This is a genomic window from Glycocaulis alkaliphilus (assembly GCF_004000605.1).
GTDB lineage: Bacteria > Pseudomonadota > Alphaproteobacteria > Caulobacterales > Maricaulaceae > Glycocaulis > Glycocaulis alkaliphilus.
Window position 1 is genome coordinate 406497 of sequence record NZ_CP018911.1, and the last position, 17422, is coordinate 423918.

The 17422-nt window shown below is 65.4% G+C and carries 15 protein-coding genes; 8 read left to right on the forward strand and 7 right to left on the reverse strand.

The window, feature by feature from the left end; genetic code table 11:
• Positions 1 to 108 precede the first annotated feature (108 nt).
• Positions 109 to 783, forward strand: a complete 675-nt coding sequence (locus X907_RS01970) for an alpha/beta hydrolase (protein WP_127565386.1) — start codon at positions 109 to 111, stop codon at positions 781 to 783.
• Positions 784 to 1054: 271 nt separating this feature from the next.
• Positions 1055 to 1621 (forward strand): HNH endonuclease, encoded by a 567-nt coding sequence (locus tag X907_RS01975; protein ID WP_127569246.1) that lies wholly within the window; start codon positions 1055 to 1057, stop codon positions 1619 to 1621.
• Between the two features lie 121 nt (positions 1622 to 1742).
• Here the strand turns inward: X907_RS01975 and X907_RS01980 are convergent, their stop codons facing one another.
• The 6 genes from X907_RS01980 to X907_RS02005 form a co-directional block, all read right to left on the reverse strand.
• Positions 1743 to 3083 (reverse strand): mechanosensitive ion channel family protein, encoded by a 1341-nt coding sequence (locus X907_RS01980; RefSeq protein WP_127565387.1) that lies wholly within the window; start codon positions 3081 to 3083, stop codon positions 1743 to 1745.
• Positions 3084 to 3134: 51 nt separating this feature from the next.
• Positions 3135 to 5189, reverse strand: coding sequence for a hypothetical protein (locus X907_RS01985; RefSeq protein ID WP_127565388.1), 2055 nt, complete (start codon positions 5187 to 5189; stop codon positions 3135 to 3137).
• Entirely contained in the window at positions 5186 to 7957 is a 2772-nt protein-coding gene (locus tag X907_RS01990) for a DUF4159 domain-containing protein (protein WP_127565389.1), read from the reverse strand. Before X907_RS01990 ends, X907_RS01985 begins: the two co-directional genes overlap by 4 nt.
• The gene (locus X907_RS01995) at positions 7957 to 8844 is read right to left on the reverse strand and encodes a DUF58 domain-containing protein (protein WP_127565390.1); all 888 of its coding nucleotides are present in this window, start codon (positions 8842 to 8844) and stop codon (positions 7957 to 7959) included. The genes X907_RS01990 and X907_RS01995 overlap by 1 nt, the downstream gene beginning before the upstream one ends.
• Positions 8841 to 9263, reverse strand: coding sequence for an endonuclease domain-containing protein (locus tag X907_RS02000; RefSeq protein WP_127565391.1), 423 nt, complete (start codon positions 9261 to 9263; stop codon positions 8841 to 8843). Before X907_RS02000 ends, X907_RS01995 begins: the two co-directional genes overlap by 4 nt.
• A 95-nt stretch (positions 9264 to 9358) precedes the next feature.
• On the reverse strand, positions 9359 to 10357 hold the full coding sequence (locus X907_RS02005) for an AAA family ATPase (protein WP_127565392.1): 999 nt from the start codon (positions 10355 to 10357) through the stop codon (positions 9359 to 9361).
• Positions 10358 to 10458: 101 nt separating this feature from the next.
• Here X907_RS02005 and X907_RS02010 point away from each other — a divergent pair, with 101 nt between their 5' ends.
• From X907_RS02010 to X907_RS02030, 5 genes are read left to right on the forward strand one after another with little or no spacing between them, the layout of a single operon-like run.
• Positions 10459 to 11004 carry a DUF1285 domain-containing protein gene (locus X907_RS02010; RefSeq protein WP_127565393.1) on the forward strand — a complete coding sequence of 182 codons (546 nt, stop codon included), beginning with the start codon at positions 10459 to 10461 and terminating at the stop codon, positions 11002 to 11004.
• Positions 11004 to 11636 carry an NUDIX hydrolase gene (locus X907_RS02015; RefSeq protein ID WP_127565394.1) on the forward strand — a complete coding sequence of 211 codons (633 nt, stop codon included), beginning with the start codon at positions 11004 to 11006 and terminating at the stop codon, positions 11634 to 11636. The genes X907_RS02010 and X907_RS02015 overlap by 1 nt, the downstream gene beginning before the upstream one ends.
• Before the next feature lie 15 nt (positions 11637 to 11651).
• On the forward strand, positions 11652 to 12011 hold the full coding sequence (locus X907_RS02020; RefSeq protein WP_127565395.1) for a hypothetical protein: 360 nt from the start codon (positions 11652 to 11654) through the stop codon (positions 12009 to 12011).
• Positions 11995 to 13239, forward strand: a complete 1245-nt coding sequence (locus tag X907_RS02025; RefSeq protein WP_127565396.1) for a CCA tRNA nucleotidyltransferase — start codon at positions 11995 to 11997, stop codon at positions 13237 to 13239. Before X907_RS02020 ends, X907_RS02025 begins: the two co-directional genes overlap by 17 nt.
• A complete protein-coding gene (locus X907_RS02030) occupies positions 13239 to 14726 on the forward strand; it encodes a hypothetical protein (RefSeq protein WP_127565397.1) in 1488 nt (495 codons plus the stop codon). The genes X907_RS02025 and X907_RS02030 overlap by 1 nt, the downstream gene beginning before the upstream one ends.
• A 13-nt stretch (positions 14727 to 14739) precedes the next feature.
• Here X907_RS02030 and hemF read toward each other — a convergent pair whose 3' ends face one another.
• Positions 14740 to 15648: an oxygen-dependent coproporphyrinogen oxidase gene (gene hemF, locus X907_RS02035; RefSeq protein ID WP_233352482.1), complete on the reverse strand. Its 909-nt coding sequence runs from the start codon at positions 15646 to 15648 to the stop codon at positions 14740 to 14742.
• A 180-nt stretch (positions 15649 to 15828) separates the two neighbouring features.
• On the opposite strand from hemF, the gene X907_RS02040 reads away from it, so the two are divergent.
• A complete protein-coding gene (locus X907_RS02040) occupies positions 15829 to 17277 on the forward strand; it encodes a tetratricopeptide repeat-containing sulfotransferase family protein (protein ID WP_127565399.1) in 1449 nt (482 codons plus the stop codon).
• Positions 17278 to 17422 lie beyond the last annotated feature (145 nt).

The window sequence follows — 17422 nt, forward strand, 5'->3', positions numbered from 1 at the left end:
GCGCACCATAAGCAAATGCGCGCAATTTCCGCGAGGGGGTTGTCAGCGAAGGCAGGCTGCGCATGATCGCCAGCCTTCCCTTACCCAGATGCTTGGAGACTGGCCCCGATGATCCTGCTTGATGGTCCGCGCATTCCGGCGCGTTCAGGACAGACGAAAAAGCTTGTCATCCTGTTTCACGGCTATGGCTCCAACGGTGCCGATCTGGCAGGGCTTGCCCAGCACTGGGCGCCTGACTTTCCTGATACCGCCTGGGTGGCGCCCGATGCGCCGGAGCCGGTGCCGGGCGCCCCGGGGGGCTATCAATGGTTTCCCATCTCCAGGCTTGATCCGGCAGCCATGGCCTCAGGCGTACGCATGGCAGGCCCGGTTGCCGACCAGTTCATCGCCTCCGAACTGCGCCGCCATAACCTCACCCACGCAGACTTGGCCCTTGTAGGTTTTAGTCAGGGGACGATGCTGGCCCTCCATCTGGGCTTGCGCCAGCCTTCGGCCATTGGCGGCATACTCGGCTATTCCGGCGCGCTGGCGGGCGGTGAGAGCCTGAAAGAGGACATGGTATCCAAGCCGCCTGTCATGCTGATCCATGGTGATCGCGATGATGTGCTGCCTGTCGGTTTCTCGCTGCTGGCCGCCCAGCAGCTGGCCGCAGCTGGCCATGGCGCGGAGTTTCATATCAGCCAGGGCCTGCCGCACTCCATTGGCCCGGACGGGCTGGAGCTTGGTGGCCGCTTCCTCAAGGCAGCGCTTTCGGGCAGATACCGTTCCGCGCTTGCCGCCTGAGCCTCGCCGCCCCACCTTTGTAGAGGCATTCGCGTGCAACAAAGCTGTGTCCCTGGTGTCATAGGCCCGTTGCACGAGTTGGAGTAAAGTCTCTCCAGCGTGCCTGATTTGCTGATTCGTTTCCTGAGTCGGTAATTGAGCGAGGGAGGTGCGTCTTCAGAACGGTTGCGTGTCATAAGCCAGGTGGCCAGAGACACCGGACCGGCGGTTTCGCCGGGAACGTTTGCTCTTTCGCTGCACTATTGCCCTCTGAAGCAGGGGTGCAGACATGATGCGCGTATCCCGAACGGCGCCCGAAGACCTGCGCTGCCTTGTCCTGAACGCCGACTACCAGCCGCTCTCCTATTACCCCTTGTCTACCTGGCCCTGGCAGGAAGCCATCAAGGCGGTCTTCCTTGAGCGTGTTGATGTGGTCTCCGAGTACGAGACGGCTATCCGTTCGCCCTCCTTTGCCATGCGCGCACCGTCGGTCGTGGCCTTGCGAGACTTCATCAGCCAGGATCGTCCGCCCGCCTTTACCCGGTTCAACGTGTTTCTGCGCGATGGCTTCCAGTGCCAGTATTGCGGCTCGAAACAGCTCGACATGCTGACTTTCGATCATGTGGTCCCGCGCTCGCGCGGTGGCCGTACCACGTGGGAGAACATCGTCGCGGCCTGCGCGCCCTGTAATTTGAAAAAAGGCGGGCGCACGCCGGAACAGGCCCGCATGCCGGTCCGCAAGCCTGCCATGCGGCCGAGCGTGCATCAGCTACAGGGGCAGGGGCGGCGCTTCCCGCCCAAATACCTGCATGAAAGCTGGCTGGACTATCTCTACTGGGATGTCGAGCTGGAGCCGTAGGGAGAGCTTCCCGGCTAACTGAAATCCCGGCCAAGCGCAGCGAAGAGCCGGGACCTCGTGCAGAACTGGCAACAGGCCCCGGATACCGCTTTGCGGTTCCGGGGTTTCACAAGCAAGAAACCTACCCCTCGCCCTTCTCGATCTGTACGCGCACCGGCCCGCGTGCATCCAGATGCACATCGCGCTGCGGGAAGGGGAACTGGATGCCTTCGGCCTGAAACGCTTTCCAGATCGCCAGCAGCACTTCCGACGAGACATTGTTCACGCCCTGCTGCGGGTCGGCGATCCAGAAGCGCACTTCCAGATCAATCGAGTTGTCGCCAAACCCGCGCAAGAGGCAGCGGGTCTCCGGCTTGTTCAGTACGCGCTCGACCGAATTGGCGGCATCCACGATCACCTGCATGGCGTGTGGCACATCCGTTCCGTAGGCGACGCCGACCGGCTTCTTGATGCGGACCGCTTCATCGGAGAACGACCAGTTGATCACCTTGGTGGTGATAAACTCCTCGTTGGGGATGAGGTGTTCCAGACCGTCACGCGTCACCACACTGGCAAAGCGCATGCCGAGCGCATTTACCCGGCCATAGGTCTCGTCCAGCGTGATGACATCGCCGGGCTTCACCGAGCGGTCCATCAGGAGGATCAGCCCGGAAATCAGGTTGGAGAATATCTTCTGCAGGCCAAACCCGATGCCCAGGCCCACCGCGCCTGAGAAGATCGCCAGTGCCGACAGGTCGACGCCTGCAATCGAGAGCGCCGCTGCCACCACCACGACCAGCAGCGCAATCTGCACGCTCTTGGTGATGAGCAGGCGCGCGGACGGTGTCAGGGTCGGGACCTGCTCCACCCGCGCCGCGAGCAGCTTCGATATGCGGCTGGCAACCCAGTAGAGCACGACGAGCAATATCGCGGCGCGTACGACGGTCAGAAGTGAGATGCGGCTGTCGCCGACATCAAACCCGACCGATGCCAGAAGCCCCAGAAGCGGTGCCAGAAGACCGACAATGTTCAGCGCCGCCACAAACCAGATCAGGGTGGCGGCGGTGCGCGACCAGAAAGGTTCGGCAATGAAGGCGGTCAGGATGCGGATCAGCACCCAGGCGCCGGTGAGGCTCGCAGCCAGATTGATGGCAAAGGAGCCAAGGCCCGCCTGGTCAAACCCGATGCGTGTCAGGGTGAGGATGAGGAAGGCGATGACAGGCAGGATAAGCGACAGGACGAGGTCACGCGTGGTGGTGTTGACCCGCGACATGAACTGCCAGCCAAAGGCGCGCTCCAGCGCGGTACGCACCGGCGCGCGCAAAAGCCAGCTCACACCGAAAGCGACCACGATCACTATCGTCTGCAGACCGATCTCGGGCGTGATGAAGGCGTCACGTGCCTCCATCAGCACGCCTTGCGCCCGCTCGATCAGCGCGGAGGTCCACTCAGTGGAGAAGGGAGCCGGTTCGTTTGCAGCCATATCAGTACGTTAGGCGGCGGCTTGGACGGGGGCAAGCATGACCCGCGCGCCCTACTTGCCCTCGCGCCACCAGCCAGCGCCCAGAAGCGCCAGAATGAGCGCCGCAATCAGCAGGCCGGGTGCCAGCGGCGTGCGCTGCGACTCCGCCACCGTATAGGCGCCATTGCGCTGCAGGCCGGCCCAGCCGGGCCCGGCCTGCAGGCCATCCGGCCGGGTGCGGCGCAGAGATGGCATTTGCGGAGTTTCAGCGCCGCCCAGCATGAAGCTGCCGCCGCGCGTTGCCCGCACCAGCGGGGCCAGTGCCTCGCGTGTGACACGCAGATCCATGTATTCGCGCGGATTGAGCGGCCCTGCAGAGATGACGGTGGTGGCGTCGCCCGAACGCAGGCGGATCAGCCCGGCCTCATTGCCGGTTTCCGCGCTCGCGGTGAAGCGGCCAGGGCCTGCCTCTTCCATTGCCACGCTCTCCTCGCGCCCCGAAGGCCATGTGATGTCGAGATCAGGTGCGTCATCGCTGAGCGTTGTGCGCGTCACGTTCAGTGTCCCGTCGGACAGCGCGGCCGTCAGGCGCTCCTCGTCCAGCTCCGGCTCGTTCATCAGCCAGTGCGCAACGCGGCGGAACAGCTCGTCATGCGGCCCGCCGCCATCATGCCCGCGCGCCCATAGCCAGGACTGGTCGGAGAGCAGGATGGCCGCCCGTCCCTCTCCCTGCCGTGACAGCACCAGAAGCGGCTCGCCAGAGGGCGTATCCAGCAGGGTTTCGCCTGCCAGTGCCTGCCCGCCCACATAACGGTACCAGCGGCCCCAGCCCTCTTCCTGTCCGCGCATGGGCGCCGTTACCGGGTGGCGCTCGCCGGCGGTGGAAATGCGCGGGCGGAAGGCACCCTCGCGCACAGCCCCTGTGGGACGGGCGGGCAGGACGCTCGCCAGCAGCGACCGGGCGATGGATTCCTCACCGGCATAGTCCGGCCCGGCAGTGATAAGGAGGGCACCGCCCTGATCTACATAGCGCGCGATATTCTGGAAATAGTTGGCGGGCAGAATCCCGCGCCGCCGGTAGCGGTCGAAAATCACCAGATCAAACTCGTGCAGGCGCAGCTCGAACAGCTCGAAGACCGGGAAGGCAATGAGCGCCAGCTCTTCAGGCAGGGCGCCATCGCCCCGGTCCAGCGGACGCAGAATGGTGAAGTGAACGAGATCGACCGACGGGTCGGACTTCAGCAGGTTGCGCCAGGCCCGCGCACCATTATGCGGTTCGCCGGTCACAAGCAGCACACGTAGACGGTCACGCACGCCGGTAACGCTCACCGCCGCGCGGTTATTGATGAGGGAGAGCTCGTTAGGGCCGGGCTCCACTTCCATCTCGATCACGTTCGCGCCCCGGTTCTGGACAAGCGCCTCTACCGTGACCGTCTCGCCGATTGTGGCGCGCGCCCGGATCGGGTCACCGCCATCAAGGCGCAGGGTCAGCATGGCGGTTCCCGCCGGTGCCCCCTCATCCTCCACCCGCAGGCGGAAGCGTACCGGCTCGCCGACAATCCCGAACCTCGGGGCTTCCTCCACGATCAGGCGCCGGTCCGTCGCGCGCGGATCGCCAATGGCGAAATGGTGCAAGGGCGCATCAAGGCCCAGTGACGCTGGATCGGACGGCACATCATGCACCTGTCCCTCCGACAGCATGACGATGCCTGCCAGCCGGTTTCTGGGAATATCGCCAAGCCCGCTGCGAAGCGTGTCGATCAGGCGCGTGCCATCGGGCGTGGCGCCGCCTTCCACCTCAATCAGGTCCAGCCCGTCATCGGCGTCAGCGAAGGCCCGCAGTGACTGGCTGGCGGCTGCCGCATTGGCTGCCCGGTTGCCGATCTCCATCGAGGCTGAATTGTCACGCACCACCAGAAGAATATCGCTTAAAGGATCACGTATCTCGCGCACCAGTGCCGGATTGGCGAGTGCTGCCAGAACGGCGAGCCCGGCCAGCGTGCGCCAGACCCATCCTTTGAGGCCCCGCCAAGCGGCAAAGGCGGAGGCCGCTATGAGCGCGATGCATAGCGCAGTGAGAATCCATTGCGATACCAGCGGGGCGAGGACCAGGCTTGACGCGCTCATGGTTCCAGCGGACGCGGCATATTGCGCTGCCCTCCCTGTCCGAGGCGTTCAAGGATGGCCGGCACATGCACCTGATCGGTCTTGTAATTGCCGGTAAGGGCGTACATGGCGAGGTTTACGCCGACCCTGTAGGCCATCTCGCGCTGGCGCTCGCCGCCTTCGACGGGCAGGAGGGGAATACCATTATCGCCGCGCGCCCAGGCCCCCGCCCAGTCCGCTGATCCGATAATGACGCCCGACACCCCGTCGCGCGCGGTGCCGTCAGGGTTTGATTCCACCCAGACATCGCCGCCGGCCAGCCGTCCCGGCAGACCGCGAAGGAGGTAGAAGGTACGGCCCAGCACATGCTCTGCGTCCAGACGCGCAAGGGCGGGTATCTCCAGCCCTTGCATCACCTGCTCCAGGCCGGGATGCGCGCCGCCGCGCGTGCCGGCCCCGCCATCACGCGTATCGAATATGATCATCCCGCCGGAGCGCAGATAGGTGTTGATATTGGCCGCTGCCGCCTCTGAAACGGGGCGTGCATCAGCGCTGACGGGCCAGTAGATGAGCGGGAAGAAGATCAGCTCGTCCTCGTCCGGATTGATGCCGCGCGGGGCTTCCGGCTCGATGGAACTGCGGCGTGTCACTTCTGAAGACAGTGAAGCCAGCCCGGCCTCGCTGATCCGGTCTGTTTCCGCATTGCCGGTAAGTATATAGCCAAACCGCACCACCAGAGCGCGGTCCAGCGCCTCGGCTATGTCGGTCGGGGGCGTGTCCGGCGCATCGCCCTGTTGCGCCTCAAGCGGCGGCGGGACGGTCACAGACAGGGCCAGCATGACGCCCAGGCCCGCAACGGTCCGCGAGCTGCGCAAGGCCGGTAGGCGCCCGGCAAAGGCCAGCGCGATGATGGTATCGGCCAGCAGCATGAGGAGGGCCAGTGTCAGGAGAGGCCCTGCAAGGCGTTGTTCACGCAGCCCGTCGCGAAATTCGTAAAGTGCGCCCGGCAGGTTGCGGGCGACCGGATCAAGGCGGGTGTCAGGCCCGGTAGCATTCAGCGCCGCGCTGGCCGCGCCTAGCTGCCAGATGCCGGGCGGCGTATCAGCGGCCGGCAAGGCGGACGCAAATTCATCTGCCGGTATGGCGCGTGTCTGGCCTGTGGGTGCGCCAAGGCGGCCAGACCCGTCCAGTGCGCGTTCAATCTGCCAGCTGCCATCACTGCCCGCGCCGCCCGCTCCAGCGCCTTCGGCCAGCGCGATCACCCGGCGCAGCATGGCCGGGAAGGTGCCGGTCAGCGGCAGGTCCGACCAGTCCGGCCCTGCCGTGACGTGGAACAGGACGATCCAGCCCTCGCCCCGCCGGTCTGCCGTGACCAGCGGTGTGCCGTCTTCAAGGCGCGCCCATACGCGCCGGTCGAGATCGGCTTCCGGCTGGGCCAGTACCTGGCTGCGAATGCTGGCATCCTCGCTGACGGAGAGACCGGCAAACGGGCTGTCATCGGCAAACGGGGCGATGCGCTGCGGCTCTTCCCAGTTCAGCGCCCCGCCCAGCAGCCTGCCACCTGCGCGTAGCTGCACAGGCAGCATATCATCGCTGCGCGCGGCCAGGCGTGGCCCGGCAAAGCGGATCAGCAAGCCGCCGGCTTCGACAAACTCTGCGACAGCCGGGTCTTCGATGCGCGCAGCATCCACCATCACAAGGCCGGAGGGTTCGTCTTCGAGTACCCGCTCCAGCGGACCGCGCACCAGCTCGGCGTGGGCGGAGAGGGCCTGCTGCGCATAGTGCAGATCGGAGAGGAGCGGCTGACGGTTGTCCCCGCCTTCCGGCTCGATCAGGGCGATGCGCGGGCGCTGCCAGCTATCGTCGAGCAAATGGACGCCGCCTGCTGAATTGATGCCTTCCAGCCGCACAGAGCGCACCCGGTTGCGCAAATCCAGCGGCAGGCGCGCCGATGCGCTCGCGGTGCTGGCACCCTCCTCAAAGCGGGCCTGCGCGCGGGCGATAACCTGCCCGTCCTGGCCGATGGCGCTGACATCAATCTCGCGGGCTGCGCCGCTGCCTGATCTCAACAGACGCGCCTCAAACCCGTCTGCCGATGCGCTGACGCCGGTGAGTGCGATCACCTGGTCTTGCGCGCCGGGCAGGCTGAGTGTCAGCCGGCCACGTTCGGAAAGCGCGCGGGCAAACGCATTGTCGTCCTCGCTGGCAATGCCATCACTCAGCCAGCGTGTCTCGAAGCGCGCCGGCGCGCTGCCGCTCTCCAGCGCAGCTTCAAGCGCGGCCCGTGCGCCCGCGCGATCAGGGACCCAGGCTTGCGGGCGGGCCGCTTCAAGCCGGGAAAGTGTCTGGCTGGCCTCGGCAAATTCAGGCGGCTGGGTATTGGCGGTCAGAAGCAGCGCGGCCTGCCGGCCGTCAGCGGACGCTGCCTCAGCATAGGCGCGTGCCTGCGCGAGTGTGCGCGGCCAGCCATCCGCGCTTTGCCAGCCATTATCAACGACCAGCAGAAGGGGCGCGTCGCCAGGCAACGTGTCGGCGGGGCGCCAGACCGGCTGGGCCAGAGCCAGAATGATGATGGCAGCGGCCAGCAGGCGGAACAGGATCAGCCACCAGGGCGCGCTTTGGGGCGTTTGCGGCGTCTGGGCGAGGCGTTGCAACAGGCGCAAGGGTGCAAACACAACGTGGCGCGGCGCAGGCGGCGTCGCGCGCAGAAGCAGCCATAGCAGCGGCAGGGCTATCAGTGCTGCCAGCGCCCAGGGCGCCGCAAATCCGATCGGTCCAAGGCTGAGCATCACCCCCGCTCCATGATGCTGGGGGCGAGCGCCTGATGGAGCGCCAGAACGGCTGTACCTGCCGGCCTGTCCGTGCGGTGCGTGAGAAGTGGCCAGCCCGCCTTGCGCGCCATGGCTGCCAGCCCGCCGCCATGCTCGGCCCAGACTTGCCGGTAGCTGTCGCGCGCATCCTCCGCCCGGCCCAGCACGAGCGGCGCGCTGCGCCCGGACGGCTCGGCAAAGCGCGTGCGCCCGGCAAACGGGAAATCTTCCTCTGCCGGATCGATAATGCGCAACAGGATACCGCTCGCACCGCTGGCATTCAGCCGGGCAAGGCGCGACCCCCAGGTCTCTGGCGGATCAAGAAAGTCGCTGGCCAGCACGATACGCGCATGACGCACTATGTCGGCCTGCTCGACCGATCTGGCCGCGCCTGTGCCCTCAGCCAGTGCCCGCGCGGCAATATCAAGGCCTGAACGCCCGGCGCGTGCCCGCCCGGTTTCTCCAAGGGCCGCAATGCGTTCGCCGCCGCGCACCAGTAGCGATGCCAGTGCCATCAGGCAAACGGCAGCCCGGTCCTTCTTCAGGGGCAGGCTTTTTGAGCTCACCGCCATGCCGGGCGATCCATCGCGCCATAGATAGACGGCGTTGGCAGCTTCCCATTCGGTTTCGCGCACGAAGAGATGCTGGCCGCGGGCCGAGCGCCGCCAGTCCACGGCCTGCGCGCCGTCTTCGGTGCGGTGGCGGCGATACTCCCAGAAAGTCTCGCCATGGCCCGGCGTGCGGCGGCCATGCGTACCCAATGCCACGCTTGCGGCAATGCGTTCGGCCTCGGCGAGGAGAGCCGGAAACGGCGCAGCCGCCTGTTCGGCGGCCCGGCGCAGGGTCTGGGTGTGTCGCACGGTCATGGCTGGCTCTTTGCTGCGCAGACCTCTTTCTCCCCCCGTTCACGGGGGGAGTGGCCCGTCAGGGCCGAGGGGGGGAGAGCTGCCAGAACCGCGTCCATGACACCATGCAGGTTGTCGTAAATGTCCGGGTTCCAGAAGCGCAGGACCTGCCAGCCCTGGCTTTGGAGGTAAGTGGTCCTTTCCAGATCATGGGCTTGCTCTCGAAGACGGGTGTGCGTCGCACCATCCACTTCCACGATGAGCTTTGCCTTCACACACGCAAAATCGGCCACATAGGGACCAATCGGGTGCTGTCTGCGAAACAACCATCCATTGAGGTGGCGTCCGCGCAGTCTGGACCAGAGAATGGTCTCTGCATTCGTCAGCTTTTTGCGAAGAACGCGAGCCAAGGGACGTGAACGGGTTTCCTTTTCACGCATTCATCCCCCCTCCGTCAGCTTCGCTGACACCTCCCCCGTAAACGGGGGAGGAAAGAGAGTAGGCAGTTCGTTTCGCAGCTTCATGCCAGTGCCCGTCAGGCCGCCTTGGCGGCGAGGCGTGCAATCAGCCGGTCGACATTCAGCCCGTCGGCCCGCGCCGCAAATGTCAGTGCCATGCGGTGTTTGAGGACTGGTCCGGCCAGCGCTGCCACGTCTTCGGTGGAGGGGGCAAGACGCCCCTGCAGAAGCGCTCTGGCGCGTACCGCCAGCATCAGCGCCTGTCCGGCACGCGGTCCTGGACCCCATGCCACGGCTTCAGCGACTTCAGCGTCCGCAGACCCGTCCGGGCGCGCGCGTTCCAGAAGGTCCAGAATGGCGTTGAGCGTCTGCTCCCCGACAGGCATGGCCCGTACCAGTGTCTGCAAGCCGGCAAGCTCCTGCGCGTCGAGAACCGGCACGGCGCTGTCTTCAGCGGCGCCTGTGGTCGCGATCAATATGGCCCGTTCGGCCTCGCGGCTGGGATAGGGCACGTCAATCTGCATGGTGAAACGGTCAAGCTGGGCTTCGGGCAGCGGATAGGTGCCCTCCTGCTCGATCGGGTTTTGCGTGGCCAGTACGTGGAAGGGCTTGGGCAAATCGTGGCGTACACCCGCAACGGTGACGAAGCCTTCCTGCATGGCCTGCAATAGCGCGGCTTGCGTGCGCGGGCTGGCCCGGTTGATCTCGTCGGCCATCAGCAGGCGGGTGAAGACAGGGCCAGGGATGAAGCGGAAAGAGCGCTTCCCGCTGGCATCCTCGTCGAGCACCTCAGAGCCCAGAATATCGGCTGGCATCAGGTCGGGCGTGAACTGCACGCGCTTGTCATCAAGCCCGGTAACGACAGCCAGCGTGTGTACGAGGCGCGTCTTGGCAAGGCCCGGGGCGCCGACCAGCAGCCCGTGCCCGCCAGAGAGCAGGACGCACAAGGCTTGCTCTACCACCTCTTCAAGGCCGAATATGGAGCGGGCTATCGAGGCGCGGACCTCTGCCAGACGCGCTGTAGCGGCATCGGCGCTGGCGGCAAGCTGGGTGACATCTTCCTTCGGCGCGGTCATGAGCCTATGTCCTTGGTTCGCATTGCTGTAGCCCCAAGGTGCAGCATGCCCCGCTGAAGCTTGAGGTGTCCATGGGTTCACAGCGCACAGAGACGGATGGAATGCAGTCGCTGATCGAGGCGGCGCGCGGCTCCGGCAAGGGTCTGCCGCCGGTCGAGCGCTGGCATCCGGAGTATTGCGGCGAGATGGACATGGTCATCCGCCGCGATGGCAGCTGGTGGCATGAGGGCACGCGCATTGGCCGCGAGGCGCTGGTGCGCCTGTTTGCGCGTATCTTGCGCAAGGACGAGGATGGCGAGACCTATCTCGTCACCCCGGTTGAAAAGATACGTATCGAGGTGGAGGCAGGGCACTTCCTCGCCGTGCGCGTCGATGCGCTGGGCGAGGGGGCAGAGCAGAAGCTCGTTTTCACGACCGATCATGACGAGACCATCATTGCCGGGCCTGAGCATCCCTTGCGCATTGCCTTTGGCGAAGACGGCGAGCCAGAGCCCTATGTCCATGTGCGCGGGCGGCTGGAAGCCCTGCTGACCCGGCCTGTCTTCTACGAGATGGCCAATCTGGCCGTTGAGGGGCAGGCACCCGATGGCCGCAAGGCCACAGGCGTGTGGAGTGACGGTGTGTTCGTGCCGCTGGACCGGAGATGATGCTGGACGATCCGTACCATTTGAATAGCCTTGTGGAGCGTCTCAGCCGGGCGCTCGACCCGGTTGAGGGTTCGCCGCCTGTGCCCGCTCGCGGCGATGGTGATCTGAACGGAACGCCCTCGCCGACCGGACGGGCCTTGCGTCCGGCGGCGGTGCTGGCCCCGCTGGTCATGCGCGAAACCGGGCTGAGTGTCGTGCTGACCCGGCGAGCCGATCATCTCTCCTCGCATGCCGGCCAGATCAGCTTTCCCGGCGGACGTCTAAACCTCGGTGAGGGAGCGGCCGATGCGGCGTTACGGGAAACCGAAGAAGAAATCGGACTGCCACGCAGCCGGGTCCGGCTCATCGGCCGGTTTGACCCCTATGAGACCGTCACCGGGTTCCAGATTACCCCCTTTGTGGGCCTGGTTGACGCCCGCGCTCGGTTTCGCGCCGATCCGGGTGAAGTTGCGGAAATCTTTGAAACGCCGTTCGACTTTCTGATGAATCCCGCCAACCATGTGCTCGAAGAGCGCATGTTTGCCGGTCAGCTGCGCCGCTATTACGCCATGCCCCATGAGGGGCGCTATATCTGGGGGGCGACGGCCGGACTCCTCAAGGCGCTGGCCGACAGGTTCAACGCGTTCCGCTAAAGGTGGTCACCAGACATGCGCTTTCTTCTGACGATTGCCGTCCTCTTTCTTCTCCCCTTTGCGGGCTATTACACTTGGCGCGGCATCAAGGCGGCGCGTTCAGCCGCGGGCGAAGGAGAGAATGGCGAGGCACGCGACCTGCCGCCCCCGCCCTTGCAAGTGCTGGCTCTGGTGGGCGCAGGCCTTGCGATCACCGGGATTCTCGCGCTCGCCATCGGGACGGCCTTTGGCGGCGGCGCCCAGACGGGCCAGTTCCGTCCGCCCGCGCTGGAAGGCGGGCGCGTGGTGCCCGGCCGCATCGATCCGGTAGAGCAGCGCCGCGAAGCGCCGCCGGAGGAGGAACAGGAGCCAGCCGGGGATGGGGCGCGTGGCTGACCGGCTAAGGCCGGAAGATCATGACTGGCTGAGGGATCCGGCCGGGCTCGCGGTCATGGACGCGCTGCTGGCAGCGGCGCCCGGTGGCGCCCGCTATGTCGGCGGCTGCGTGCGCAATGCCTTGCTAGGGGCGCCGGTGAGCGACACCGATATCGCCACCGTGCTGACGCCGCCGCAGACGGTCGCCGCCCTTGAAGCTGCGGGCCTTAAGGCCATACCCACCGGCATTGATCATGGCACTGTCACGGCGGTATCCGGCAAGCGGGGCTTTGAGGTTACGACGCTGCGCAAGGATGTCGCTACCGATGGCCGCCGCGCGGTTGTCGCGTTTTCGACGGACTGGAGCGATGACGCCGCCCGGCGCGATTTCCGCCTCAATGCCATCTATGCAGATCGTGACGGACAGCTTTTCGACCCTGTTGGCGGGATAGACGATGCCATGGCGGGGCGTATCCGCTTTATCGGCGAGCCCGGCGAGCGCATCACGGAAGACTATCTGCGCATACTGCGCTTCTACCGTTTCCACGCCTGGTATGCCCGCACTCCGCTCGATCCTGAGGGCCATGCGGCGTGCCTTGCCCTGAAGGCGGGTCTTGGCCAGCTATCGGCTGAGCGCGTCTGGCTGGAGCTGAAAAAACTGCTCGCGGCGCCTGACCCCAGAGAGGTGCTGGAAGCGATGCAGGAAGGCAACGTTCTTAACGAAGTATTGCCGGAACGTATCGACTTAAAGCTTTTCTTAAGCTTACACTCCCTGCAAGCGCAGGAGTTCTGCCCGCCCGATCCGCTATTGAGGGTGGCGGCGCTCCTCGCGGGGGGAGACGCTATGAGGGTAGACGCGCTCTGCGGCACCATGAAGGTGTCAAACGCCGAACGGACGCGGCTTCATGCCGCCGTCCGGCGCGTGGGCGTTCACCCCGGCATGGACCGCGTGGCGCTGCGCGCCGCTCTTTACGAACAGGGACGTCAGGCGGTGGAGGACCAGCTCCTGCTGGCCGCCGCACGTGGCGAGGGGCGCCGCGATGTGCTCTCACGCGATCTTGATGCCGTCAGCCGCTGGCAGCGTCCCGCCTTTCCGCTGAAGGCTGCCGACCTGCTGGCCATTGGTCTTGAACGCGGCCCGGCGCTCGGCCGCACGTTGAAAGCGCTCGAAGCCCGCTGGGTGGAAAGCGATTTTGTCCTCGGCCGCGCTGACCTTCTGGCCATCGCGCAGCAGCCAGGAGAGTCCTGATGGACGTGTTCTCCCGGCGCTTTCAGTACCGGATCGGCTCCGGTCTCTATGACGATCAGCTTCAGCTGCACGATTATGATGCGGTCGAGCGTTTCCTCAATCAGCGCCGCGGCGAGATTGGCAGCGTTAAGGCTAACGAACACGTCACGCGCGAACTGGTGCTGCGGCATCAGGTCCGGGTGGCCGTAACCCAAAGTCTTGGCGGACGGGGCGCAGGGACATTGCCTGATGGCCCGCGTCTCGCGCTGGCCGATCTGTATGAACAGGTCGCCAATCCGCTGGCCGGTGTGATCCGCCGCCCCAGCCTCGACTGGCTGATGCCGCCGACCACGCCTGATGCGTCCCAGTCCATCCAGCCGCCCGACGGCGAGCCGATCGGTGCCGACCGCTTTGCGATGTGGTCGTGCGTGCTGCTGATGGACTATGTCGAGATGCACTATGCGGCGCTGGCCGATAGCGTGAAGACCGAGTTTGCACGCGATCTCAATTCGCGCCTCGCCAATGGCCGCTCGCCCTGGATGCTGGTCATGGGGTGCTGGCGCCGCGAGGCATGGCCTGCCGACCGGGACAATCCTTTCGATTCGGTGTTGCATTCCCTGTGGTCGGAAACGGACGAAGCCTTGCGCCGTCAGCTCAATGCGCGCCTGGGCGAAAACTATGTGGTGGGCGAGGAAAGCACGGCGCTGGCGCCCTTGCCGCCGGGGGCAGAGGCCCGCCGGGAAGAAATTCGCGAGAAGCTGAAAAAGGCGGCGGCCAAATTGGCTACGGCGGACCGCCTGCTGGTCACGGACCCTGCGCTGACAGAAGTCGGCTACCGCAAGGCCGTGGACGTTGCGCGGGCCGCTTTCGACATTTGCGCCGAGGCGTTTCGTGGCTCCATTCTGGGCCCGTTCGTCAAGTACAAGTCTGGCCGGCGTCCTGCGCAGGGCCGGGCGCGGACCGCAGAAGGGGCAGGCCCTTCCCACAGCACCGCCCATACCCGCGAGCTCTCGCCCGAGGCAGCGGCGTGGCGGCTGCGCAAGCTAAGCGAATATATGATTTCCGGCCATGACCTGCCGCGCGCCTTGCCCGGCGCGGCCGACCGCAAGGCCATGCTGGAGCGCGCGCCGCTGGCCGAGTTTCTCGCGCGGCTTGTTCTGATGGGACCGTCAGAGAGCGAGGCGGAGGAATATGCGCGCATTGTCGGTGCGCCGCGCGGTGCCAGGTACGAGCTGCTGGTTGAAGACGAGGTGGTGGCGCGCATGGTCGTGGACCTGATGGCGCGCCTTGGCGTTTACGCGGCGGGCGCTGACAAGCCGGACCTGCGCACCGAAAGCAGCGGCGGGCGGCTTTCCGGCTTTGTCGATTTCAGGGTACGTGAGGCGCAGCGCGCCGAAATGATGCGCCGTATCAGCCAGTGGGCCGTACGCGTCCTCATCCTCGGCGGAGCGATGGCACTATCCTTCTATGCCGGCCTCATGGCCGCGCAGTACGGCCTTCTCGGCTGACGTCTGGTATGCCTTACGGCCATTTCGCCTCCGGCGGCATGGATGACAGGATCGACGTCACATTGCCACCCGTTTCCAGGCCAAACTTCGTGCCCCGGTCGTAAAGCAGGTTGAACTCGGCATAGCGCCCGCGCCGGATCAGCTGTTCTTCACGATCAGCGTCGCTCCAGGGTGTATCCATGCGCCGGGCCACGATCTCCGGATAGATCTCCAGGAACGCCTCGCCCACATCGCGGGTGAAGGCAAAATCCGCGTCGTGGTTTCCGCTATCGAGATGGTCGTAGAAAATCCCGCCGACGCCGCGCGGCTCGGAGCGATGCTTCAGCCAGAAATACTCGTCGCACCATTTTTTGTACTTCTCGAAATAGGCCGGGTCGTGGGTGTCGCAGGCATCCTTCGCCGCAGCGTGGAAGTCCTTCGCATCCTCGAAATCCTCGCGGCGCTGATAGTCCTGCGTCGGGTTGAGGTCCATGCCGCCGCCAAACCAGCTGACCGTCGTGGTAATGAAGCGCGTATTCATGTGAACGGCGGGCACATGCGGATTGCGCATATGGGCGATGAGCGAGATGCCGGTGGCGAAAAAGCGCGGATCTTCGGCTGCACCGCGCACATGCTTGGCAAACTCCGGCGAGAAGCTTCCGTAGACGGTGGAGCAATGGACCCCGACCTTCTCAAACAGCCGCCCGCGCATCATGCCCATCACGCCGCCGCCAAGGTCTTCGCTGCCATTGCCGCGCTTCCACGGCGTCAGCTCGAACCGGCCAGGCTCGCCAGGGTAGAGATCAGCGGGCGCTTCATCTTCCAGGGCCTCAAACGCTGCACAGATGCGGTCTCGCAGGCCTTCAAACCATATACGGGCTTCCTCGCGGCGGGCTTCCAGCGTGGCGGCGGCAACGGGGGAGGCGGCAGGTTGGCTGGACATTAATAACCCTTTTTCGATCATGGCTTTTCGGGCGGCACAAAAGACACTTAACGCCGCAAGCGCAAGTGACGCAGTGCCGCAGGCTGGCCTTGCCCGTCAAGCTTGGCTAGTTTTACCGGGCCGCAGCAGGGGGCTTGCGGCATTTCATTGCCAGCACGGCACCAGCCCAACGGAGCTGACATGCTTCAGCCGCGACAGGATGATCCGCTTGCGGGCCTTCACAATGCAGCCTCGCGTGAGGATTTGCTGGGCATGTCGGTTGAAGCGCGCGCGCTCGTCAATTCCGGTATCGAGCTGGGCTCGCGCTGGAGTGAAGTTGCCGGCATCATGAACGAAGCGGGCGATATAGCCTGCCTGCTGGGTGCCTGCCACAGGCTGGTCGAGCAGGTGCCCGATGACCCCCAGTCCCATATCTGGCTTGCCAGCGCCTACGCCTCTGGCGGCGATCACCGCTCCGCGCTGCAAACCCTGCAGCCCTTGCTGGCTGCCAATCCGCGCGATGCCGGACTGAACCGGCGTGTCGGGCGTATCCTGCTTGATCTCGGTCTGAAGAACGAGGCGCAAGTCCTGTTCCGCTCGGCGCTGTCCTCCAACGGGCTGGACGCACTCGCCTGGGAAGGGCTCGTCAAAGCCAAGACCTTCGTGGCCGGCGATGATGATCTGGCGCAGCTGGAACAGGCGCGAATCTCTGCGGGTGAAGAGATGAGCGCGCGGGACCGGGGCATTCTGTCTTATGCGCTGGCGAAAGCCTACGAGGATGTCGGCGAGTACGATGTCGCCTCGCGCCGTGTTGCCGAGGCGGCCGCCTTCTACCGCGCATCGGCCCCGTTTGACATGGACCAGCACGAGGAAGGTGTAAGACGGATACTGACTGTCTACGATTCCAGCTTTACCGGCGCAAACGAGGAGGCGGGGCTGATCGACAGCCGTCCGGTCTTCATCGTCGCGCCCCCTTCTTGCGGTGCCAGCTGGCTGGCATCAGTGCTTGCCGCACCGGCCGACGTAGCCGCCTTGCCCCGCAGCAACTCGCTGTTCTGGATGAGCGCGTCACCCTTGGGTGACCAGACGCGCGAGCACATCCATGCAGCGCTCTCGGCGCCGGGCGAGGGCAATGTGCTGACGGGGGTAGGCGAGGCGTATCTGGAGTATGCGCAGGAACTTCTCGGCGATGTGCGCCGCTGGGTTGATCCGACATCGCTGGGCGAACTGGCGGCGGGCGCAATCGGGCTTTGCCTGCCGGCTGCGCGGTTCGTGCGCATTCGCCGTGACCCGCTTGATCAGGCCTGGTCGATTCTGAAAACCCGCTACCAGCGCGCCCGTCACTGGACCTATCACGCAGATGATATTGCCCGCGCGCTCGCTGCCCATAACCGGCTGGTGGAGCACTGGGAAACCCTGTTCCCGGGCCGGTTCCTCACCGTGCGCTACGAGGATCTAGCCGCGGACACCGAGAACGAGGTGCGCCGTATCGCCTTCTTCACCGGCATTGATGCTGACAGTGCTGCAGATGCAGCAGCCCAGCGCAAGAACAGCCTGGATCAAGACCCCGTCGGCCTAAACCAGCGTGCCGGCGCGCGCATTGAGCCGGTGCGCGAAGCGCTCGTGCGGGCGGGCTTCACCCTTCCCTAGCGGCGATATTGCCGGGCGTCCGGCCTGCCTCCAGAACTGGCGCTGCGCTGCGCATGTCTCTGCGGCGCGAGGAAATGGTCCCGCGCCACGGTTTTCCACAAGCCGGCCGCTGTTTCCGGCGTGGCTATTCTGCCCTCAGGAGCCG

Bases quoted from the DNA above. Each gene is read 5' to 3' on its own strand.
- X907_RS01970 (WP_127565386.1), top strand. From the start codon at position 109: ATGATCCTGCTTGATGGTCCGCGCATTCCGGCGCGTTCAGGACAGACG.
- X907_RS01975 (WP_127569246.1), top strand. From the start codon at position 1,055: ATGCGCGTATCCCGAACGGCGCCCGAAGACCTGCGCTGCCTTGTCCTG.
- X907_RS01980 (WP_127565387.1), bottom strand. From the start codon at position 3,083: ATGGCTGCAAACGAACCGGCTCCCTTCTCCACTGAGTGGACCTCCGCG.
- X907_RS01985 (WP_127565388.1), bottom strand. From the start codon at position 5,189: ATGAGCGCGTCAAGCCTGGTCCTCGCCCCGCTGGTATCGCAATGGATT.
- X907_RS01990 (WP_127565389.1), bottom strand. From the start codon at position 7,957: ATGCTCAGCCTTGGACCGATCGGATTTGCGGCGCCCTGGGCGCTGGCA.
- X907_RS01995 (WP_127565390.1), bottom strand. From the start codon at position 8,844: ATGACCGTGCGACACACCCAGACCCTGCGCCGGGCCGCCGAACAGGCG.
- X907_RS02000 (WP_127565391.1), bottom strand. From the start codon at position 9,263: ATGCGTGAAAAGGAAACCCGTTCACGTCCCTTGGCTCGCGTTCTTCGC.
- X907_RS02005 (WP_127565392.1), bottom strand. From the start codon at position 10,357: ATGACCGCGCCGAAGGAAGATGTCACCCAGCTTGCCGCCAGCGCCGAT.
- X907_RS02010 (WP_127565393.1), top strand. From the start codon at position 10,459: ATGCAGTCGCTGATCGAGGCGGCGCGCGGCTCCGGCAAGGGTCTGCCG.
- X907_RS02015 (WP_127565394.1), top strand. From the start codon at position 11,004: ATGCTGGACGATCCGTACCATTTGAATAGCCTTGTGGAGCGTCTCAGC.
- X907_RS02020 (WP_127565395.1), top strand. From the start codon at position 11,652: ATGCGCTTTCTTCTGACGATTGCCGTCCTCTTTCTTCTCCCCTTTGCG.
- X907_RS02025 (WP_127565396.1), top strand. From the start codon at position 11,995: ATGGGGCGCGTGGCTGACCGGCTAAGGCCGGAAGATCATGACTGGCTG.
- X907_RS02030 (WP_127565397.1), top strand. From the start codon at position 13,239: ATGGACGTGTTCTCCCGGCGCTTTCAGTACCGGATCGGCTCCGGTCTC.
- hemF (WP_233352482.1), bottom strand. From the start codon at position 15,648: ATGTCCAGCCAACCTGCCGCCTCCCCCGTTGCCGCCGCCACGCTGGAA.
- X907_RS02040 (WP_127565399.1), top strand. From the start codon at position 15,829: ATGCTTCAGCCGCGACAGGATGATCCGCTTGCGGGCCTTCACAATGCA.